The following is a 17,522-nucleotide window of genomic DNA, read 5'->3' as shown; positions in this document are numbered from 1 at the left end:
AATTTGTAGTTGCACAAATCAAAAGTTGCTTCAACTCAGGTAATCAAGTTGAAGCAAAACAGGAATCAGCAATTGAATTATGTTTGAGAATTTTGACAGTATTTATACGCAGCATATGCCATTGTTACGACACCAGTAATAATGGCAGTTTCATCAACTTCAAATTCGGGGTGGTGTAAGGGGTGATTGAGAATTCTCTCTTTGTAGCCTACACCCAAGCGAAACATAGAGCCGGGGGCGTGTTCTAAATAGACGGAAAAATCTTCTGCGCCTAACGAGGGTTCGGGTAAGACTTGGACGCGATCGCTACTCCAAGCTTCTTCGCCGGCTGATTGTAACAATTGTGTGAGGGCATAATCATTTTGCACGCTGGGTACACCCTGGTGATAATTGACTTGATAAGTAGCGCCATAGGAATGGCAAACACTAGCAACTATGTTCTCAATCCAGTTGGGAAGTTGAGCGCGGGTTTCGGGATGGAGCGATCGCACTGTTCCCAATAACCTCACTTTATCAGCAATTACATTCGGCGCTCTCCCACCGTTAATTTGTCCTATGGTTAACACCACAGGACGTAAAGGATTTTGTGTCCGGCTAATTGCTTGCTGTAAAGCCGTAATTACCTGAGAAGCAATCCAAATCGCATCAACTGCTTCATGGGGACGCGCACCATGTCCAGATTCGCCAATAATCAAAATTTCTAAATCATCAGCCGCAGCTGTCAATGCACCATAACGCACGCCGATAGAACCTGCGGGGATGGAAGGAAAAACATGTACCCCTAATATTGCTGAGACATTTTTCATTGCCCCATCTTCTACCATCCAACTAGCCCCTTGGGCAATTTCCTCTGCTGGCTGAAATAAAAACCGGATTTTCCCACCTAATTCTTCTGCCATTTGGGATAGTACCATTGCCGTGCCTAACCCGACTGTGGTGTGGACATCATGACCGCAAGCGTGCATTACACCTTCGGCGCGAGATGCGTATTCTAAACCAGTGCGTTCTTGAATTGGCAAAGCGTCCATATCAGTGCGAATTGCCAATATCCGCTCATTGCTACTATTAACCCGTAATTCGCCAATTACGCCGGTTTTACCAATACCTTCTTGTACATACAAACCGCTAGAAGATAGCACGCCAGCAACAAAGGCTGCTGTTTGGTATTCCTGACCGCTAAGTTCTGGGTGTGAGTGGATGTGGCGACGAATTTCAATCAGGCGAGGTGCTAACTTTGTAGCCAAGTCTTTTATTTGGTTCAGCATGAATTGATCGCAGTTGACAGCTTTGTTTCCATGATAAAGAAGTGTTAATCGATCGTTAACTAGGGGGTAGGGGATAAGGGGCAGGGAGTAGGGCGCAGGGGGGAGGAAAGAAAATATTATTTTCTGGATTTCTGGAAGTCTACTACTAAAAACTAAAAATCCCGCTTACGCGGGATTTTTTGAGGAATCTGACACAAAAGTGTAGATTTTGGTGAAAGCGCTATTTCCTCGGATTTACATCTGCTTCTGTACCTTCTTGTAATGACCAACCGTAGGGTTTATCGGAAGTGACGACACCATTAGCTAGGGTAGTCAGGCGGAAATTGGCTCCCCGGAAATTAGTAAATAGCAATGTTGCATCCTTGAGGTTAGCAGCTTCTAAGTTAGCGCTAATAAATCCAGCGTAGGAAAGATTAGCTTTTTCTAAGGATGCTGACTTTAAATTTGCACCTGTGAACGAGACACCGGTGAGATTGGCAGAACTAAGAATAGCAGTTTCTAGATTTGCCCCTGTGAGATCGCCATTTGTCAGGTTGACTTGGGATAAATTGGCTGCTCTTAAGTTAGCGCCGCGTAAGTTAGCCCCTGTTAAGGGAACTTGAGTGAGATCGGCACCACTTAAATCGCATCTAGGACAACTTTTAGTTGCTTTCAATTGCTCTAAGTCTTGGGGATTGAAAGCGAAGGCTTGTCCTGCTAGCCCAAAACAAGCTAACAGGGTGAGAGTGGCGGTAATGTGGAGTTTCATATTTTTTAAGGATATTTACAAATGATGATATGTAATAGCAAGTGCAGTTGAACACCTGTAATACCTAAATTCTCCTAACCTGTCGCGAGATACGGAGAGGCTAATTTGTGGCTCATACCACAGTAAAAGCGGATCGTTTGGATTACAGCTAATTTACGATTGTTGGGGAAGGTATAACAACTATACCTATTCTCATACACAAGATATCCGAATTTTTCGGCAAATTACGGGTAATGAAGCGACAATGAAGAAGTTATAAAATTCTTATAAATTCGAGTGAATATACTACCCAAAACTAAATTTAGGGATTAGAATCGTGTCGTAACGAACTATACTGAACCTTTTATAGACTATCACATATGCGATCCCCCTAGCTCAAGCTCAGAAGCAGCTAGGGGGATTTTAAATTTTGGGGCTTTGTTTGAGGACAAGGGAAGAGGGACAAGGGGGACAAAGAATTTTAGATTTTAGATTTTAGATTTTAGATTCAAACCCAATCCAAAAGACGCTCGCGGACTCGCTAACGCTGCGCTATCGCAAATCCAAAATCCAAAATTGAATTGCCCAATGCCCAATACCTAACGCCAGCCTAAGAAGCGCAAGCCGGGTACTATGAGGTAATAGCTCACTCCTAACCAGAAGCTCATCAAGATGCCTTCTATGGCAAAAAATGTACTAGGTATTAAGACTTGATACCATCGGGGTGGGCTGGAAAATTGGAAGATAGTTGGCAGAATGCCTAAGCGAATGGCTCCTGCAAATAACATTGCAGTACCTAAAGAAGCAATAACTGCGTACACTATGCGATGGCTGCGTAGTCCTAAGCTCAATGTCAGCAGGAATACTGCAAACACTATGGAAATGACTAATCCTTCATTGCTGTTGGTGGGTATGGTTAGTTGCAAAATTAACCAAGCTAGGCTGTAACTAATTATACCCATGAGTGACACAACCAAAAATCGCCGTCGTTGGGCGAAACCGCCTGCTACAGTAAGTCCCCAAGCGGTTCCTAAGCCAGCGATCGCAAATACTAAAATTTCGGCGATCGCAATTGTTTGATCTGGAGTAAACAACCCTGGTAGCTGAGTTAAAATCTGTTGCGCCAGGCGATCGCCTAAAATTGTGCGATATGCTAAAAAGAATCCGGCGATTGTACCGAGTACCGCACCACTCCCTGTAAGGATCATCGCCCAAATTGTGATTAAACAGGCGAGGAGGAATTTGCCGATACTTTTGAAAATTAATAGCGTAGTTTTACTTACGGCTTTAGTAATTTTTTTAACAGCTTGCTCGATGGCTTGCATCAACATTTTCCATCGGACTGATGCTTGCTGTAGATGATTTTTAATAAAAACTGATAATTGTTGAGGCGAGGAGACTTGAGCGATTCTGGTTAACCGTCTTTGGATGATTTTGGCATTTAAAGGACGCGATCGCACATCTTCTTGGATCATGTCATCTAATAAATCTGCCAATCTGGGGTGAATATTCACCCGATTGCGCCATTGCAATAACCCAGTTTGCGGATCTTCTAATTCTGGCGGATATTTACCTGTGAGTAATTCAATCATTGTCCGCCCTAGAGCATAAAAATCTGCACTAGGCCCGACATTACCGCCAATGACTTGTTCTGGCGGACTGTAACCAGAAGAAAATAACCTTGTAGAACTGGATTGCGATCGCACTTTCGCCGGACTAAATTGTTTTGCACCGCCAAAATCAATCAAGACTAGCTGATTTTGCCCAGTTATTGATGTATTTCCCAGCCGATTACGCAGCATTAAATTAGAAGGTTTAATATCCCGGTGGATAATCTGGCGTTTGTGCAATTCCTGTAAAATTTGTACAGCTTGGGTTAACCAGGTTACTACTAGATTTTCTGGACAGCCTTGAGGATAATTTTTCAGTACCTCCTCTAAAGTCTGACCATTAATTTTTTCCATCACCAAACAATGCATTTGGCGTTGTTGGGGGTTTGCTAAATTGAGTAAAAAATACCCATCAGCTTCTACTTTTGGGACACCTGGATGGCGTAAACTACTTAAAACATCAGCTTCTTGTTTAAACAAGTCTAGCGCCTTGGCGGAACTTTCCACCAAAACCTTGAGTACCTTTTCTGTTTGAGTTTTTTCATCCCAAACTGTGTAAATTTGGGCAAATCCTCCCGCACCTAAAGGTTGAATTGGTACATAACGATCTAACAGCTGTAACGGTGCGCCACAGTTGTTACAAAATTTGTTTCCCCAAGGTTGAGGATAGGGACGTTGACAATCGGGATTTATGCAGTGAACCGCACTCAGAGTGTTGTGAGACACAACCGCTAACATACAAAGGCTGAATCGATTTTAGCGTTTATTGTCGGTTGTAGTCAGAAGTTGCCACAGATTGCACTTTATTGTTGAGTGTTGACTGTTAACAGTCTGTAGGGGCGGGTTTTGTGAGCGTTGGTGTCAACTTAATGCGAAACCCATTTACCGCAAGGAACTGAAGTTCCTTGCTCATAGCCAAAGTCATCTCAAGATGACTAAATATTCTCAAAATCTTGAGTCTACTGAAGTAGACTTGGGTTATTAGCCTGAGAATTCATTCTCAGGCGAGCAACAAAGCTAAGATAGAAGCTATTTTTAGGTGGTTTTGTGACATACTCATGTCGAAAACAGATATGTCGGTTAAACCCGCCTGTACAACAATACCAATGGAATATTTTTTTACTTGGAAGTCTCTTAATCTCTGTGTTCTCTGCGCCTCTGTGGTTCAATAAATTATTTTTGAACCACAGAGGACGCAGAGTGCGCAGAGAGGAAAGCGGAGATTTTTTAAGTAATTAGGAATTAAACTGTCCATCCCATAGTACGGGGAAAGCATAATCGGAAAATGAGGGAAAATCTTGACTATCGCTGCGGGTTTCTTGATCCAAAACTTTCACCACCCGGTTATATATATCTTCTGCTTGTTGCAATGAATCGCCGATGCTGGTTAATCCCAATTTGCCAAACTGGGAAAGACAACCCATCAGGTGAAATACTGTACCCGTCTCAGTGCAACTATCAAAATGCAATCTGTGATGGGCAATAATATCCATTAAATCGTTGGGTAATAAGCCTTGATAGCGGTCTTTTTGCAAATTATCGGTGGCGATGTAGTATTTTGGACGACCTTGTTGACTGTAGAATAACCCTGTTGATAGGTCATAGCGTCCATTAGTTAATAATTTCAGGGTCATGAATGGGTGAGTAGTGCCACCTTTACGCAGGTTAATTTCAATGGCTTGAATATCCCATTTACCATTTTCTTGCTCTACGGCGATAAAATCTACCCCAAATCTTTCTAAAGCGCCTTTTTCCGCCAGTTTTCTGCCAACTTTTAATCCTAATTGCTGTAATTCCAAGCGGTAGCTTTCATCTGCGGGAAAGCGACAACCAAGATAAATTTGACCGTCGGGGCCGCCTAAAATTTGGTCATGGGTGGAAAGTATTTCGATTTCGCCTGTGGGTGTAATCCGTCCTTGAACGCTGGGCGATCGCTTATTTTCTCCTTCCACAAAAGCCTCGACAATTGCGCCTAATTCAGAGATGCGTCCGGAAAAATTAGCCCAGGTTTCTTGAGATGCTTGAAAGCGCAAATTTGCAAAGCGATCGCTAATTGCTGCGACTCGTTTAGCACTAGAAGCTTCTCCTGGTGCTACATTCATCATTGGTCGTAAATCTAGTAAAGCATTTCCCTCACCGGAAATCCCTTCATTGAGTTTGACTACCATTCTTTGTAATGTCGGTTGGCGTTCCCACAAATCGCTAGCTGCTTGCGCTAAATCTTGCGCACTCCATACCCTTTGACTACCATCTGGATGAGGTACGCCACTTTCTGCAAATATCTGGCGACTACCACTTTTTGACCCCCAAATCTGCAAATCTGGGGCGGCTGCATACAGAGGTACGCCCAATTTTAACGATAATTCTGCTTCTAATGATGTTGAATTGTAACAAACCATAAAGGCTTGTTCTGGTCTGAAAGCTTGACGAATTCTCTCTAGCAAACGCGGACGTTCTAAAATTTTTTGACTCAGGGGTTTAAGGGAAGAATCGTAAGTAGAAAGTAACAGTAACCGATTCCGGGCGTGGGAAAAAGGAATTCCTGGTAACAGTTGCAAATAGTAATCAATAATACTTGGATGCAACGGCATTGATGTTACATAAATTAACCGAGTGCGAGGATTTCGCAACCGCATTAAAGAAAATAATAATCGTTCTTCATAATGTTCGCAGCCTTCTACTTTTTGTAGTTCTCGCTGGTCAATACTTAAGGAAGGAATAATTAAAATATCGGCTTCGCTGTTGTCAAACAGTTCGATAGTTTTCCAGCGATCGCGCAAAGTTGATTGCAGACGACGAAACCGATCAACTCCATCTATCTCTGACACGTTTAATGTTACCATAACCCCTTCCCTGTCTTGCTTTCAAGACTGCATTATTAATATTTTACATCTTGATGATTGCCGCTAATACAAATAAAAATAACTAAAAAAGTTTAGAAATTGAAATCATGACAAAGACAGATTTTTCTTTCACAATTCTTAACTTATCTGTATATTTCTTAGTCAATTAAGATTGCCGCACAGTCTCATAATTATTGGCATTCTTGGCGTCTTCTTTACGAGATGCTGCACATTAGCGGGGAGCATCAATATGGCTTTATACCATACATTCAGCTTGGTTAATATCCCCATTGAGAGTGATTTAATTACGAATTACAAATTAAGTAACACCAATTTAATATCAAAATGCAAGTAATTATTTTGGCAGATAAGGATCTGAAAAAAACTCCGCGTACCTTTGCGTGAACCTTTGCGTACCTTTGCGTTAAAAAAAATATTACAGACAAGGGTTATCGCCTCTCTAATGATAGCCCTTGCCAGTATTTTCATTACGCCGACCTGCTTAATTCCATTCGCCCAAAAATGTAAACGCCGCCCAATAATTAGGATTACGCCATTTCTCTTGCTCCCACATTTTTAATTGCGTCGCCCGCAATGCCTGAGAAGCTGATTTATTTTGCTGCCACATTTGCTTGTAAAATTCTTGCATAAACTCAGATGTCCCTTCATCGCTGACTTTCCATAAAGACACTAGTAAGCTTTCTGCACCTGCATACATTAATCCCCTTGTCAAGCCTACCAAGCCTTCGCCTTGAATTTCTTTACCTAATCCGGTTTCGCAAGCACTCAAAACAATTAAATCTGCTGGATAATCAAGGTTAAATAAGTCTGTTAATCGCAGATATCCGCGAATATCTTTACCTTGTTCGTTTACCAGGGAAAGTACAATTCCTGATAATTCTGGGTTAGCATCGTTCACAAAGCCGTGGGTAGCAAAGTGTAAAATTCGGAATTGATTGAGATTGCTGCTAGTAGCTGTGGTGTAATTTGCGGCAAAATCTAATAATTGCAGATTTTTGGCATTAGGTACTAGTTTAAATATTGTCTCTGCTTCTGTGCGAGTACCTAAAAGTCGCGTCCAAATATCACGATTTAAAATATCAGCAGAACGCCTGAGTTGAGAACGTTCTAGTTCTAAATTAACAGAATCTTGCTGTTTTTGCTGTTTATTTTGGGCGCTGGTAACTCTTGTATCAGTAGCGTTGTATACTGGGTCAGCGAGGATAGCTAAGGCTTGGGGTGCTTGTGGACGATTGGCGAGTTGTTGGCGTTGAATGGCAATGGTAGATGCGGAAGGTAAGCTGACAATTTCGTGATTTACTAGTAAAGGTTGGTAATTGAAGCTCTGATCGTCAAGTGAGACACAAGGACGAAATATACTTCTATCAGTTTCACAGGAATTTTTGGGTTTATCTTGTTGTTGTGGTGTGGAGCTTGGTTGAAAATTTAAATCAGCCAAGGCGGAAAAGGGAATATATTGCAAAGCACCATCAGCGACAATCACGAGGCGTTTTGTGCCTAATTTATCTTTGACAGGTGCGAGAATCTGTTGACTGAGTTCTGTTGCGGCGACATCAATTTTGCGGTTTTTAATCCCAGTGCAGGGATTTTCTTTGTTAGTTACAGAAGGCGGTTTAGAGGTATTTTCGCTAATTAAACAAAATAAATTGATGGCGCTTTTTTCTATTTCTTGTTTTTTAGGAAGTTCGTAAGTATCGAGGGAATTGGGAGAAACTACCCATAAAAAACTGCGATCGCTACCTAAGGAATATTGTAATAGTAGGGTATCTTTATCGAGTTGTTGCTGAATTTGGGCTAAAGTTAGGGGTTGGGGGTATTTGAGGTTAGCGTATTGTGGGCTAGTTTGGCGGATTTTGGTTTCTAATTCTTTTTGTTGGCGGAGAAGTTCATCAATTTCTGTTTGTAATTTCTCGGCGTTGGTTTTGAAAATTGGGTTGTTAATTTTTTCGCTGTTAACTATTTCAAACCTGACTTTTTCTTTACCATCAATTAAAGCTTGTATGCGGCGTTCTTCGGCTAAAAGTTCGGGGTTTGCACCTTTGCGGATATTGGCGCGGGCTTCGGTTAATAGTTCTACTAGTCCTCTGGCGCGAGATGCTTCGCTTGTTTCGATGGCTTGGGCATTGTATCCTTTTGATGGGTCTTGTTTGTGCAGTTCCATCAATAAATCGATTTGGAATTTATAGTAATTTTGAACTGTGGCGAAGTAGGAAGTACGTAAGTCTGAGTTTTTGACGTTGCTGCGGATATTTTCGATGATTTCGATTGCGGCTTTGATGTTGGTAAGTGCGGTTTCAGGGTTTCCTAGTTTGCGTTGGTTGATGGCGATTAGGTAAAGTGCATCTGCTTCGCCTGTTTTATCTTTTAACTCACGCCGTATTTTCAATTCTTCATTGAGTGTATTTATCGCTTGCTGATAATTGTTTTGTCGTCCATAAATTATACTGATATCGCCTAATATTCGCGCTTCTCGAATGCGTAAGCCGGCTTTGCGATAATGTAACAAAATTTTTTGAGAGATATCTAATGATTTTGTGTAATCACCTTTTGCTCGATATACACTACTAAGAATACTGAGAGAAACTTCTTCTTGAAAAGAGTTTTGGCGTGATAGTGCTAATGCACGATTAGCAAAACCCAATGCCTTATTGTAATTTCTTAAATATATATGTGTTCTCGCCAATCCATGAAGTATGCTGATTTCAGATCGATAATCATCTTTGCCTAATAGTGATAGCGCTTGATTATAAAATTGAATTGATTCATCGTATTTATCTTGTGTTTGATAAACGATACTAATAAACAATAAAGTCCGAATTTGTCCAGTCTTATCTGGTAGACGATTGTATATTTCTAAGGCTTTTTTGTAAGTATCAATACTTAATTTATAATCACCTAGAAATTGTTGAATTAGTGCAATTTTTCCAAGGGTACGAGCTTCCATTCTAGGATTTGGTATTGAATTTGAAATCTTCAAAGCATTATTATACTCATTTAATGCTAATTGGTAATCACCTTGCGATGCATAAATATCAGCTTTTGCGTCAAAAGTAGAAGCTTGTCCATCCTTATCGTTAACCTGAAGAGTAAGCGCTTCATCTAGATAATCTAATGCTTTTTGATAATCTCCTGAAAAAGTTATGTAAAGATTAGCAATCACAAGAATAATGCTTGATTCTAAATATGTATTACCAGCTTTTTGATAAAGCTTTCTAGCTTGCTGATTGTAATAAATTGCTGTTTTATAATCACCCTTTGAAGCATATATAAAACCAATATCTGTTAGGGTACTAGCTTGGTCAGATAATTGAGATCCTGCCTGTTGATGCAGTCTTAATGCTTCTTTTAAAGAGTTTAGAGCATTTTCAATATTTCCTAATTGACCTTGGAGATATCCAATATCACTTATTAGTATAGCTTGTTTTTTTAAATCTCTTCTTTGGCGTTGGATTTTCAAGGCTTGATTGTAATAATTAATAGCTATTATATTTTTACCTGCCATTGAGTATATAAAGCCAATACTAGAAAGCGTGTCTGCCTCTCCAGATAAATCTTTTAGTGTTTCTCGATAAATTTTTAGTGCCTTGTTTAATAAATCTAGAGCCTCTTTTGTATTTCCTAATTTATGCTGAACAGTAGCAAGTCCTTTATAAGTCATTGCTAGTTCATTAATTTGTTGATTTTTTAGAAATATTGACGTTGCCTGTTGGAAATAATTAAGTGCTTTTTCTGGCTCATCAGTATTAGTGTAAACAGCACCAATAGCAACAAAAACTTTTGCTAACAAAATATTATTTTTAATTTCGCGGGAAATTTATAATGCTTGATTAAAATATATTAAAGCATTTTTACGATCATCAATATAATTGTAGGCAGTGCCAATAAAAAATAATATCTCAAATTCATCTTGGAGCAATCTTAATTCCTGAACAATTTTTAAAGCTTGTTGATATTTATTTATCGCCTGTTGATATCCTTCTTTAGTTCCCTTCTTCTTTAACTCCTCTGCTTCTCCAACTAGCTTTACACCCTGTTGGTATAACTTTTGTTGTTCTGCATTCAAGGGAACTGAGGGCGTAGGCGCTGGTTGCTGGGCAATTTTTACGCCATGACTCCCCAAACTAGCGGCTGTTGACTCGGATAATAAAAGCAGGGCGAAAAATAAAGCCGCAGCGCGAGATGCTAAACTAGGAAGTCTTTTAGACTTTTTCATGAGGTTTATACTGATTTTTTCTACAAATCAATATATTTCTCAGTGGTATGAGGTTATGCAAGTTTACAGAAACTTTAAATATAAATGTAGTTATGCCAAATTCCCGTTATTTACCTCTTTATCAAGTTTATTAGCCTGCGTAGGCAGGCTTTGTTTGTATAGCCCCACCCTTGAGGGTGAGGGCGGAATTTCGGGATAAGTGAGGGATATTACCTCTAATATTGCGCTGTTAAGCCCAAAAACTTTAACCTGCGTAGGTTGGGTTGAGGAACGAAACCCAACATTTACGTCACTTCGTTGGGTAGCTTTGTACAGATTTCTATGACTTAATTTTGAATTTTGAATTTTGAATTGGTATTACTCACCTGTAATAACACCAAAGCGATAACCTTTACCATAAACGGTGTGAATTAGCTGTGTTTCGCCTGTAACTTCAATTTTTCGCCGCAAAAGTCGAATTAAGGCGGCAATTACGTTACTGCTTGGCTGCTCTTCATCTGTCCAGAGATTTTCCATAATCTGGGCGTGAGTTAATAATTGTCCGCTATGTTCCATGAAATATTGCAGCAATTGACTTTCTTTTTGCGATAGTTCAATTACTCGTTCTTGACGATAAGCTATTTGATTGTCAATATCTAATTCTAAATCGGCGACGATTAAACGTCCTGTAGGATTACTGTATGTTTCAGCGCCAGCACGACGCAACAAGGCGCGGACTCTGGCTAACAACTCCCGCAATTCAAAGGGTTTGACTAAATAATCGTCTGCACCTGCGTCTAAACCTTCAACTCTGTCATCTAAAGTATCTTTAGCGGTGAGAAACAATACGGGTGTGGTTTTACCTTGGCGGCGTAATTCTTGACAAATTTCTAAACCTGTCTTTCCTGGCATCATCCAATCTAAGATTAACAGGTCATAATTGCCTGTTTGCGCTAAATTACTACCATTGATGCCTTCATCAGCCGCATCTACAATATAGCCCTCACGGGTTAAGACGCGACTCAAGGGGCCAGTTAATTCAATTTCGTCATCAACTAATAAAATTCTCATAATGCTGATGGTGAGCATATCGAGATATTCTCAATATTGATGAACCGCCGATATGCCAAGGATACCAAGAACGATAATGTTGACTGTTGCATTGCCAAAAGGGGAACTACTGAAAAATAGCATCCGCCTACTGCAAGCTGTAGGATTGGATTTTAGCGCTTTTTTAGACTCAGGAAACCGCCAACTTCAAATTGTTGACGCTAGCGGAAAAGCGAAAGGATTATTAGTGCGGGGTCAGGATGTGCCGGTTTATGTTGAATATGGTCAAGCACAAATAGGTATAATCGGTTATGATGTGCTGCGGGAAAAACAACCCCAGGTAGCGCATTTGGTAGATTTGCATTTTGGAGGTTGTCGGATGTCTGTAGCTGTGAAAGCATCCAGCCCTTACAAATCGCCTTTAGATTTACCCGCACATGGTCGAGTAGCTTCTAAATATGTTAACTGTGCCCGTGAATATTTTCAAAGTTTGGATTTACCTGTAGAAATTGTGCCGCTATATGGTTCTGTGGAACTAGGGCCGATTACAGGAATGTCAGAGGCGATTGTGGATATAGTTTCTACAGGACGGACTTTAAAAGAAAACGGTTTGGTAGAAATTACAACTTTGTATGAAAGTACAGCGCGGTTGATTGCTCACCCGTTGAGTTATCGCCTGAATACAGGTAATTTACATCAATTAGTGGAAGATTTGCGATCGCATGTTTTGTCTGCGGTTAGCTAGGGGCTAGCAGAGGACAATTGTACAGACGCGATTCATCGCGTCTCTAACAAATGACTATTGACGAAAAACTATGAGTGGACAATATACGTTTAAAAAAATTAAGAAATCTCTTCAGGAAGCTGGTGTAAAGTTTGTCCGAATTCTGTGGTGCGATAATGCGAATGTTATTCGCGGTAAGGCTGTTCATGTTGAGATGCTGTCTCACTATTTTGAGCATGGTGTGGGCATATCTGCTGGGGAACAGGGGATACCTGTAATGTATGATGCGATCGCACCTGATAGTGGTGTAGCGCCAGTAGGGGAGATTCGCTTAGTACCTGATTGGGCTAGTTTGACGCCTTTGCCTTATGCTCCCGGTCATGCCCGCGTTTTAGGAAATATGATACTTGATGGGCAACCTTGGGCTTTCTGTCCGCGAAATTTCTTAATTCAAATGCTAGAGGCGGCGAAAAATCAAGGTTTGGAAATTCAAGCAGCTTTTGAAAATGAATTTTATCTATTAAAACATACAGATACGGGTATTGCACCGACAGACTCGACAGTATTTGGGGCGACGCAATCAATGGATATTAATCGAGAAGTGATTGATGGTATAGCTGATGCCTTAATTGCTCAGGGAATTCCCGTAGAACAGTATTACCCAGAATCAGGCCCCGGTCAGCAAGAAATTTCTGTACGCTACACTGATGCTTTAGAAGCCGCTAATTGGCAAATAGCTTTTCGAGAAACTGTCAGAGCGATCGCGCGTCAACATCATCTTACAGCTTCTTTTTTACCAAAAATCTTTCCTGATGATGCTAGTAGCGGTTGTCACATCCACCTCAGCCTGTGGCACGATGGCAAAAATTTATTACCTGATACTCAAGGTGTCTGCGGTGTTTCCCAAATAGGTAGAGCGTTTATTGCTGGTATTTTAGAACATTTACCAGCACTGATGGCGTTAACTACCCCTAGTATTAACTCATACCGCCGCATCCGTCCTCATACTTGGAGCGGTGCTTTTCGTTGTTGGGGATTAGATAACCGGGAAGCATCTGTGAGAGTTCCTAGCGATGCGGGTTTGGGTAGTTCGAGTCATTTTGAGGTGAAAACCGTAGATGCATCAGCTAATCCTTTCTTAGCCTTAGGCGCAATCATCGCGGCGGGATTAGATGGTGTACAGCGAGGGTTAGAACCGCCAACCCCAGTGACAGAAGATCCGGGAAACTTATCTATTGAACAACGTACAGCCAATAGTATCGATGCCTTACCGACAAATTTAGGAGATGCGATCGCGCACCTGAAACAGAATAATGTATTATTAAATGCCTTAAATCCCCAACTAGCACAAGCCTTTGTGGCAGTTCGTCAAGCTGAATGGCAAGCAATGAAAGATTGGGAATTAGACGCAGAAGTCAAGCTGTTATTGGAAAGATATTAGTATGGAAAATACTTCCGATTCCGATAGACGGTTAACAGGTTTTCCTAATAATATTCTATTTAGTCACCAATTCCTTTGTGCGCCAAATTAAAGAAGGATAAAAGCCTCTGAATTGATTTATTCCGTGGCAACATTAATTCAATATAGCGGATTTATCCATTTGTTCTTCAATGGGCGGATTTTAGATTTATCCAACTAGCTGGCAATGTTTGAGTCAATCGAATTACTATTCCTGTAAACTTTTCCATAAATTGTGCTTGTCAGCAATATGTTTAGCAATTTGTGCCTGATTTAAAGGTATAACTGTCGTCCCAGGACGAATTGGTTGTAATAGAGAATTTAAACTGCAAGATCTCATACTAGCTTTGCGATATACGCAACCAAAACTGATACCTGGGATGCGAAAATAATCACCAATGTGTAATTGTTGGAATCTCATGGGAGCTTAAACCTATGAAGATAATATTTGCTTAATAATTTAGATATTTATCTAATATTTGCTCGGACATGTCTATAGTTTAGTCAAGATAATTCTTTTGCCAAGGGTCTGATTTATTATCTCTGTGTAGCTATAACGCCTGCTGTATAATCGTTAGCTTATTTTTGGCGGTGAATTTTGAATTCCTTATAGTTGACAGGCTCTTTAGTTAGATGCGCTTAACTATCTGCTAAAACCCTCGCCAGTACGGTCATTGATTATTTTTTCTTTAGGCTGCTTTTTAGCCCTGGGACTTACCTCTCCAGGCAAGAAAAAACAAGATGTGCTAGAATTGTACCAGAATATAGCAATTATTCAAGAGTAAATTAGAATAATTTTGCATTTTGTCAACTATTAGGGCTAAAATCTGCGATTTTTGGAGTTATTTAGGTTATGACAACCTCACAGGAGAGGATTATCCCGACAGATCTGCGGAATGAAATGTCCCGGTCTTATCTGGAATACGCCATGAGTGTGATTGTGGGTCGGGCGCTGCCAGATGCCAGGGATGGTCTGAAACCTGTGCATCGTCGCATCCTCTACGCAATGCACGAGCTAGGTTTAACGCACGATCGCCCGTTCCGTAAATGCGCCCGTGTGGTTGGGGAAGTTCTCGGTAAATATCACCCCCACGGCGACACAGCAGTATATGACGCCTTGGTGCGGATGGCGCAGGATTTTTCCATGCGATCGCCCTTAATCAACGGTCATGGTAACTTCGGTTCCGTCGATAACGATCCCCCAGCAGCAATGCGATACACAGAATGTCGCTTGCAGGCGTTAACAGGCACCGCCTTACTTCATGATATCGAATCGGAAACCGTAGATTTCATCGATAACTTCGATGGTTCCCAACAAGAACCCACCGTTCTCCCCGCCAGAATTCCCCAGTTACTCCTCAATGGTTCCTCTGGGATTGCTGTGGGGATGGCGACGAACATCCCCCCGCACAACTTAGGCGAATTGATTGATGGATTAGTCGCCTTAATTCACAATCCAGAAATCACCAATCTGCAGTTAATGCAGTACATCCCCGGCCCCGACTTCCCTACAGGGGCGCAAGTTTTGGGAACGGGGGCGATTAAAGAAGCTTACACCACCGGGCGCGGTTCCATTACCATGCGCGGTGTCGCGAACATCGAAACCGTTGAACAAAGGGGAAGGCCGGAAAGAGAAGCAATTATCATCACCGAATTGCCTTATCAAACCAACAAAGCGGCATTAATTGAGAAAATTGCCGAGTTGGTAAACGATAAACGCATCGAGGGAATTGCAGATATTCGCGATGAAAGCGATCGCGATGGGATGCGCATCGTTATCGAACTCAAGCGCGATGCTTATCCCAGAGTAGTTTTAAATAACCTTTACAAGCAAACCCCACTGCAAGCCAACTTTGGGGCGAATATGCTAGCTTTGGTGAACGGGGAACCCCAAACCCTCACACTCAAGCAATTTTTAGAAGTTTTCCTCGATTTCCGCATCGAATCGATTAATCGCCGCACCCGCTACGAACTGCGCAAAGCCGAAGAACGCGACCACATTTTACAAGGTTTATTAATTGCGCTGTCGCATTTAGACGCGATTATTAACCTAATTCGTCATGCTTCCGATGCACCCACAGCCAAAGGCGAACTCATCACCACCTATGGACTCTCAGAAGTCCAAGCCGATGCGATTTTGCAAATGCAACTGCGGCGGTTAACAGCCCTAGAAGCCGATAAAATTCGTCAAGAACACGAAGATTTACAAGCGCAAATTGCCGATTTGCAGGATATTTTGGCAAGAAGGGAACGAGTGCTGGCAATTATTGAAGAAGAAATTACCCACATCAAAACCAGCTTCGCCACTCCCCGCCGCACGGTAATTACCCATGCAGAAGGTGAAATTGACGACCTTGACCTAATAGCTAACGAAAAAGTTCTGATTTTGCTCACAGAGCAAGGTTACATCAAACGGATGCCCGTTAGCACCTTTGAAGCCCAAAGCCGCGCCACCAGAGGAAAAGCCGCCGCCAAAGTTAAAGATGATGACACCATTGAGCATTTCTTAACTTGCTGCGATCACGATAGCGTTTTATTCTTTAGCGATCGCGGTGTCGTCTACTGCTTAAAAACTTATCAAATTCCCGTAGGTTCCCGTACCAGTCGCGGTACGCCTATTGTGCAATTGCTACCCATCCCCAAGGAAGAAAAAATCACTTCCATTGTCCCCGTCGATGAATTTAGCAGTGAAGAATTCTTGGTAATGCTCACCAAAGGCGGCAATATCAAGAAAACCGTATTAGAAGCATTTAGTAACATTCGCGCCAACGGTTTAATTGCGATTTCCTTAGAAGAAGGCGATCAACTGCGCTGGGTACGACGCGCCAGGGTAGAAGATAGCGTCATCGTCGGTTCCCGTCACGGGATGGCAATACACTTTAGATGTAACCACGAACAACTGCGTCCTTTAGGTAGGGCGACTCGTGGTGTCAAATCCATGAAACTCAAAGCTGGTGATGAATTAGTCGGGATGGATATCCTTCCCGCAGCGATTCTCGACACCCTCAGTACAGTCACAGAAGGCGAAACCGACATCGAAGAGATCGTAGAAATCGAAGACACCGAGAATGAAGAAATCACAGAACTACCAGCTAACGGTAGTACTGGCCCTTGGGTGTTAGTCATTACAATGGGTGGATATGGTAAGCGCGTCCCCGTCGCTCAATTCCGCTTGCAAAACCGTGCCGGTCAAGGTTTAATGGCTACCAAATTCAAAAACCGCAAAACCAAAGACCAACTAGCCACCTTGCAAATCGTCAATAGCGACGACGAAATCATGATGGTCACCAATCGCGGTATTATAATTCGGCAAGCCGTGAATGCAATTTCCGTCCAATCGCGATCGGCTACAGGCGTCAGAGTACAGCGCCTAGACGAAGATGACGCCATCACCGGAGTAGCCATAGTACCTCCTGATACAGGCGATACAGGCGAATTAGAAGAGGCAGAATAAACCTAATCAAATCAATAGGTGAAGTATCAAACCGCTTGGATGGTGTAGCAGCAAGGTAAACTTCTTGCTGACAACTACCAAGCGGTAATTATTTATTCATTAATACCAATTACAGCAGTTTTCACCTATTTGAACCACATCTGTGGTAGGGAACATCGAAAATCTTGTGGTACATAC

11 protein-coding genes are annotated in these 17,522 nt (G+C 41.7%); 3 read left to right on the top strand and 8 right to left on the bottom strand.

The window, feature by feature from the left end; translation table 11 throughout:
* Nucleotides 1-77: 77 nt before the first annotated feature.
* The 7 genes from AACW45_RS14130 to rppA all read right to left on the bottom strand — a co-directional run bounded on the left by AACW45_RS14130 (nucleotide 78) and on the right by rppA (nucleotide 11,729).
* Nucleotides 78-1,265 (bottom strand): M20 family metallopeptidase, encoded by a 1,188-nt coding sequence (locus tag AACW45_RS14130; protein WP_190633226.1) that lies wholly within the window; start codon nucleotides 1,263-1,265, stop codon nucleotides 78-80.
* A 220-nt stretch (nucleotides 1,266-1,485) separates the two neighbouring features.
* Nucleotides 1,486-2,013, bottom strand: a complete 528-nt coding sequence (locus tag AACW45_RS14125; RefSeq protein WP_096643273.1) for a pentapeptide repeat-containing protein — start codon at nucleotides 2,011-2,013, stop codon at nucleotides 1,486-1,488.
* A 578-nt stretch (nucleotides 2,014-2,591) separates the two neighbouring features.
* Nucleotides 2,592-4,340 carry a serine/threonine protein kinase gene (locus AACW45_RS14120; RefSeq protein ID WP_190633225.1) on the bottom strand — a complete coding sequence of 583 codons (1,749 nt, stop codon included), beginning with the start codon at nucleotides 4,338-4,340 and terminating at the stop codon, nucleotides 2,592-2,594.
* Nucleotides 4,341-4,837: 497 nt separating this feature from the next.
* Nucleotides 4,838-6,445, bottom strand: coding sequence for a peptide ligase PGM1-related protein (locus tag AACW45_RS14115; RefSeq protein ID WP_190633224.1), 1,608 nt, complete (start codon nucleotides 6,443-6,445; stop codon nucleotides 4,838-4,840).
* 502 nt (nucleotides 6,446-6,947) lie between these two features.
* A complete protein-coding gene (locus tag AACW45_RS14110; RefSeq protein ID WP_190633223.1) occupies nucleotides 6,948-10,253 on the bottom strand; it encodes a CHAT domain-containing tetratricopeptide repeat protein in 3,306 nt (1,101 codons plus the stop codon).
* A 27-nt stretch (nucleotides 10,254-10,280) separates the two neighbouring features.
* Nucleotides 10,281-10,679, bottom strand: a complete 399-nt coding sequence (locus AACW45_RS14105) for a hypothetical protein (protein WP_190633222.1) — start codon at nucleotides 10,677-10,679, stop codon at nucleotides 10,281-10,283.
* A 357-nt stretch (nucleotides 10,680-11,036) separates the two neighbouring features.
* A complete protein-coding gene (rppA, locus tag AACW45_RS14100; RefSeq protein WP_190633281.1) occupies nucleotides 11,037-11,729 on the bottom strand; it encodes a two-component system response regulator RppA in 693 nt (230 codons plus the stop codon).
* A gap of 76 nt (nucleotides 11,730-11,805) precedes the next feature.
* Here rppA and hisG point away from each other — a divergent pair, with 76 nt between their 5' ends.
* Both hisG and AACW45_RS14090 read left to right on the top strand, forming a co-directional pair.
* On the top strand, nucleotides 11,806-12,453 hold the full coding sequence (gene hisG / locus AACW45_RS14095; RefSeq protein WP_190633221.1) for an ATP phosphoribosyltransferase: 648 nt from the start codon (nucleotides 11,806-11,808) through the stop codon (nucleotides 12,451-12,453).
* Between the two features lie 70 nt (nucleotides 12,454-12,523).
* Entirely contained in the window at nucleotides 12,524-13,873 is a 1,350-nt protein-coding gene (locus tag AACW45_RS14090; RefSeq protein WP_190633220.1) for a glutamine synthetase family protein, read from the top strand.
* A 226-nt stretch (nucleotides 13,874-14,099) separates the two neighbouring features.
* Here the strand turns inward: AACW45_RS14090 and AACW45_RS14085 are convergent, their stop codons facing one another.
* On the bottom strand, nucleotides 14,100-14,312 hold the full coding sequence (locus AACW45_RS14085) for a hypothetical protein (protein WP_190633219.1): 213 nt from the start codon (nucleotides 14,310-14,312) through the stop codon (nucleotides 14,100-14,102).
* 432 nt (nucleotides 14,313-14,744) lie between these two features.
* Here AACW45_RS14085 and gyrA point away from each other — a divergent pair, with 432 nt between their 5' ends.
* Nucleotides 14,745-17,345, top strand: a complete 2,601-nt coding sequence (gene gyrA / locus AACW45_RS14080) for a DNA topoisomerase (ATP-hydrolyzing) subunit A (protein ID WP_190633218.1) — start codon at nucleotides 14,745-14,747, stop codon at nucleotides 17,343-17,345.
* Nucleotides 17,346-17,522: the final 177 nt, after the last annotated feature.

It is taken from the genome of Calothrix sp. FACHB-168 (assembly GCF_963889195.1).
Taxonomy (GTDB): Bacteria; Cyanobacteriota; Cyanobacteriia; order Cyanobacteriales; family Nostocaceae; genus Aulosira; species Aulosira anomala_A.
Note: the sequence above shows the minus strand (reverse complement) of the source record. Positions and strands in the feature narration are given on the sequence as shown.

Bases quoted from the DNA above. Each gene is read 5' to 3' on its own strand.
- hisG (WP_190633221.1), top strand. From the start codon at position 11,806: ATGTTGACTGTTGCATTGCCAAAAGGGGAACTACTGAAAAATAGCATC.
- gyrA (WP_190633218.1), top strand. From the start codon at position 14,745: ATGACAACCTCACAGGAGAGGATTATCCCGACAGATCTGCGGAATGAA.
- AACW45_RS14120 (WP_190633225.1), bottom strand. From the start codon at position 4,340: ATGTTAGCGGTTGTGTCTCACAACACTCTGAGTGCGGTTCACTGCATA.
- AACW45_RS14130 (WP_190633226.1), bottom strand. From the start codon at position 1,265: ATGCTGAACCAAATAAAAGACTTGGCTACAAAGTTAGCACCTCGCCTG.
- AACW45_RS14115 (WP_190633224.1), bottom strand. From the start codon at position 6,445: ATGGTAACATTAAACGTGTCAGAGATAGATGGAGTTGATCGGTTTCGT.
- AACW45_RS14090 (WP_190633220.1), top strand. From the start codon at position 12,524: ATGAGTGGACAATATACGTTTAAAAAAATTAAGAAATCTCTTCAGGAA.
- AACW45_RS14125 (WP_096643273.1), bottom strand. From the start codon at position 2,013: ATGAAACTCCACATTACCGCCACTCTCACCCTGTTAGCTTGTTTTGGG.
- AACW45_RS14085 (WP_190633219.1), bottom strand. From the start codon at position 14,312: ATGAGATTCCAACAATTACACATTGGTGATTATTTTCGCATCCCAGGT.
- AACW45_RS14105 (WP_190633222.1), bottom strand. From the start codon at position 10,679: ATGAAAAAGTCTAAAAGACTTCCTAGTTTAGCATCTCGCGCTGCGGCT.
- rppA (WP_190633281.1), bottom strand. From the start codon at position 11,729: ATGAGAATTTTATTAGTTGATGACGAAATTGAATTAACTGGCCCCTTG.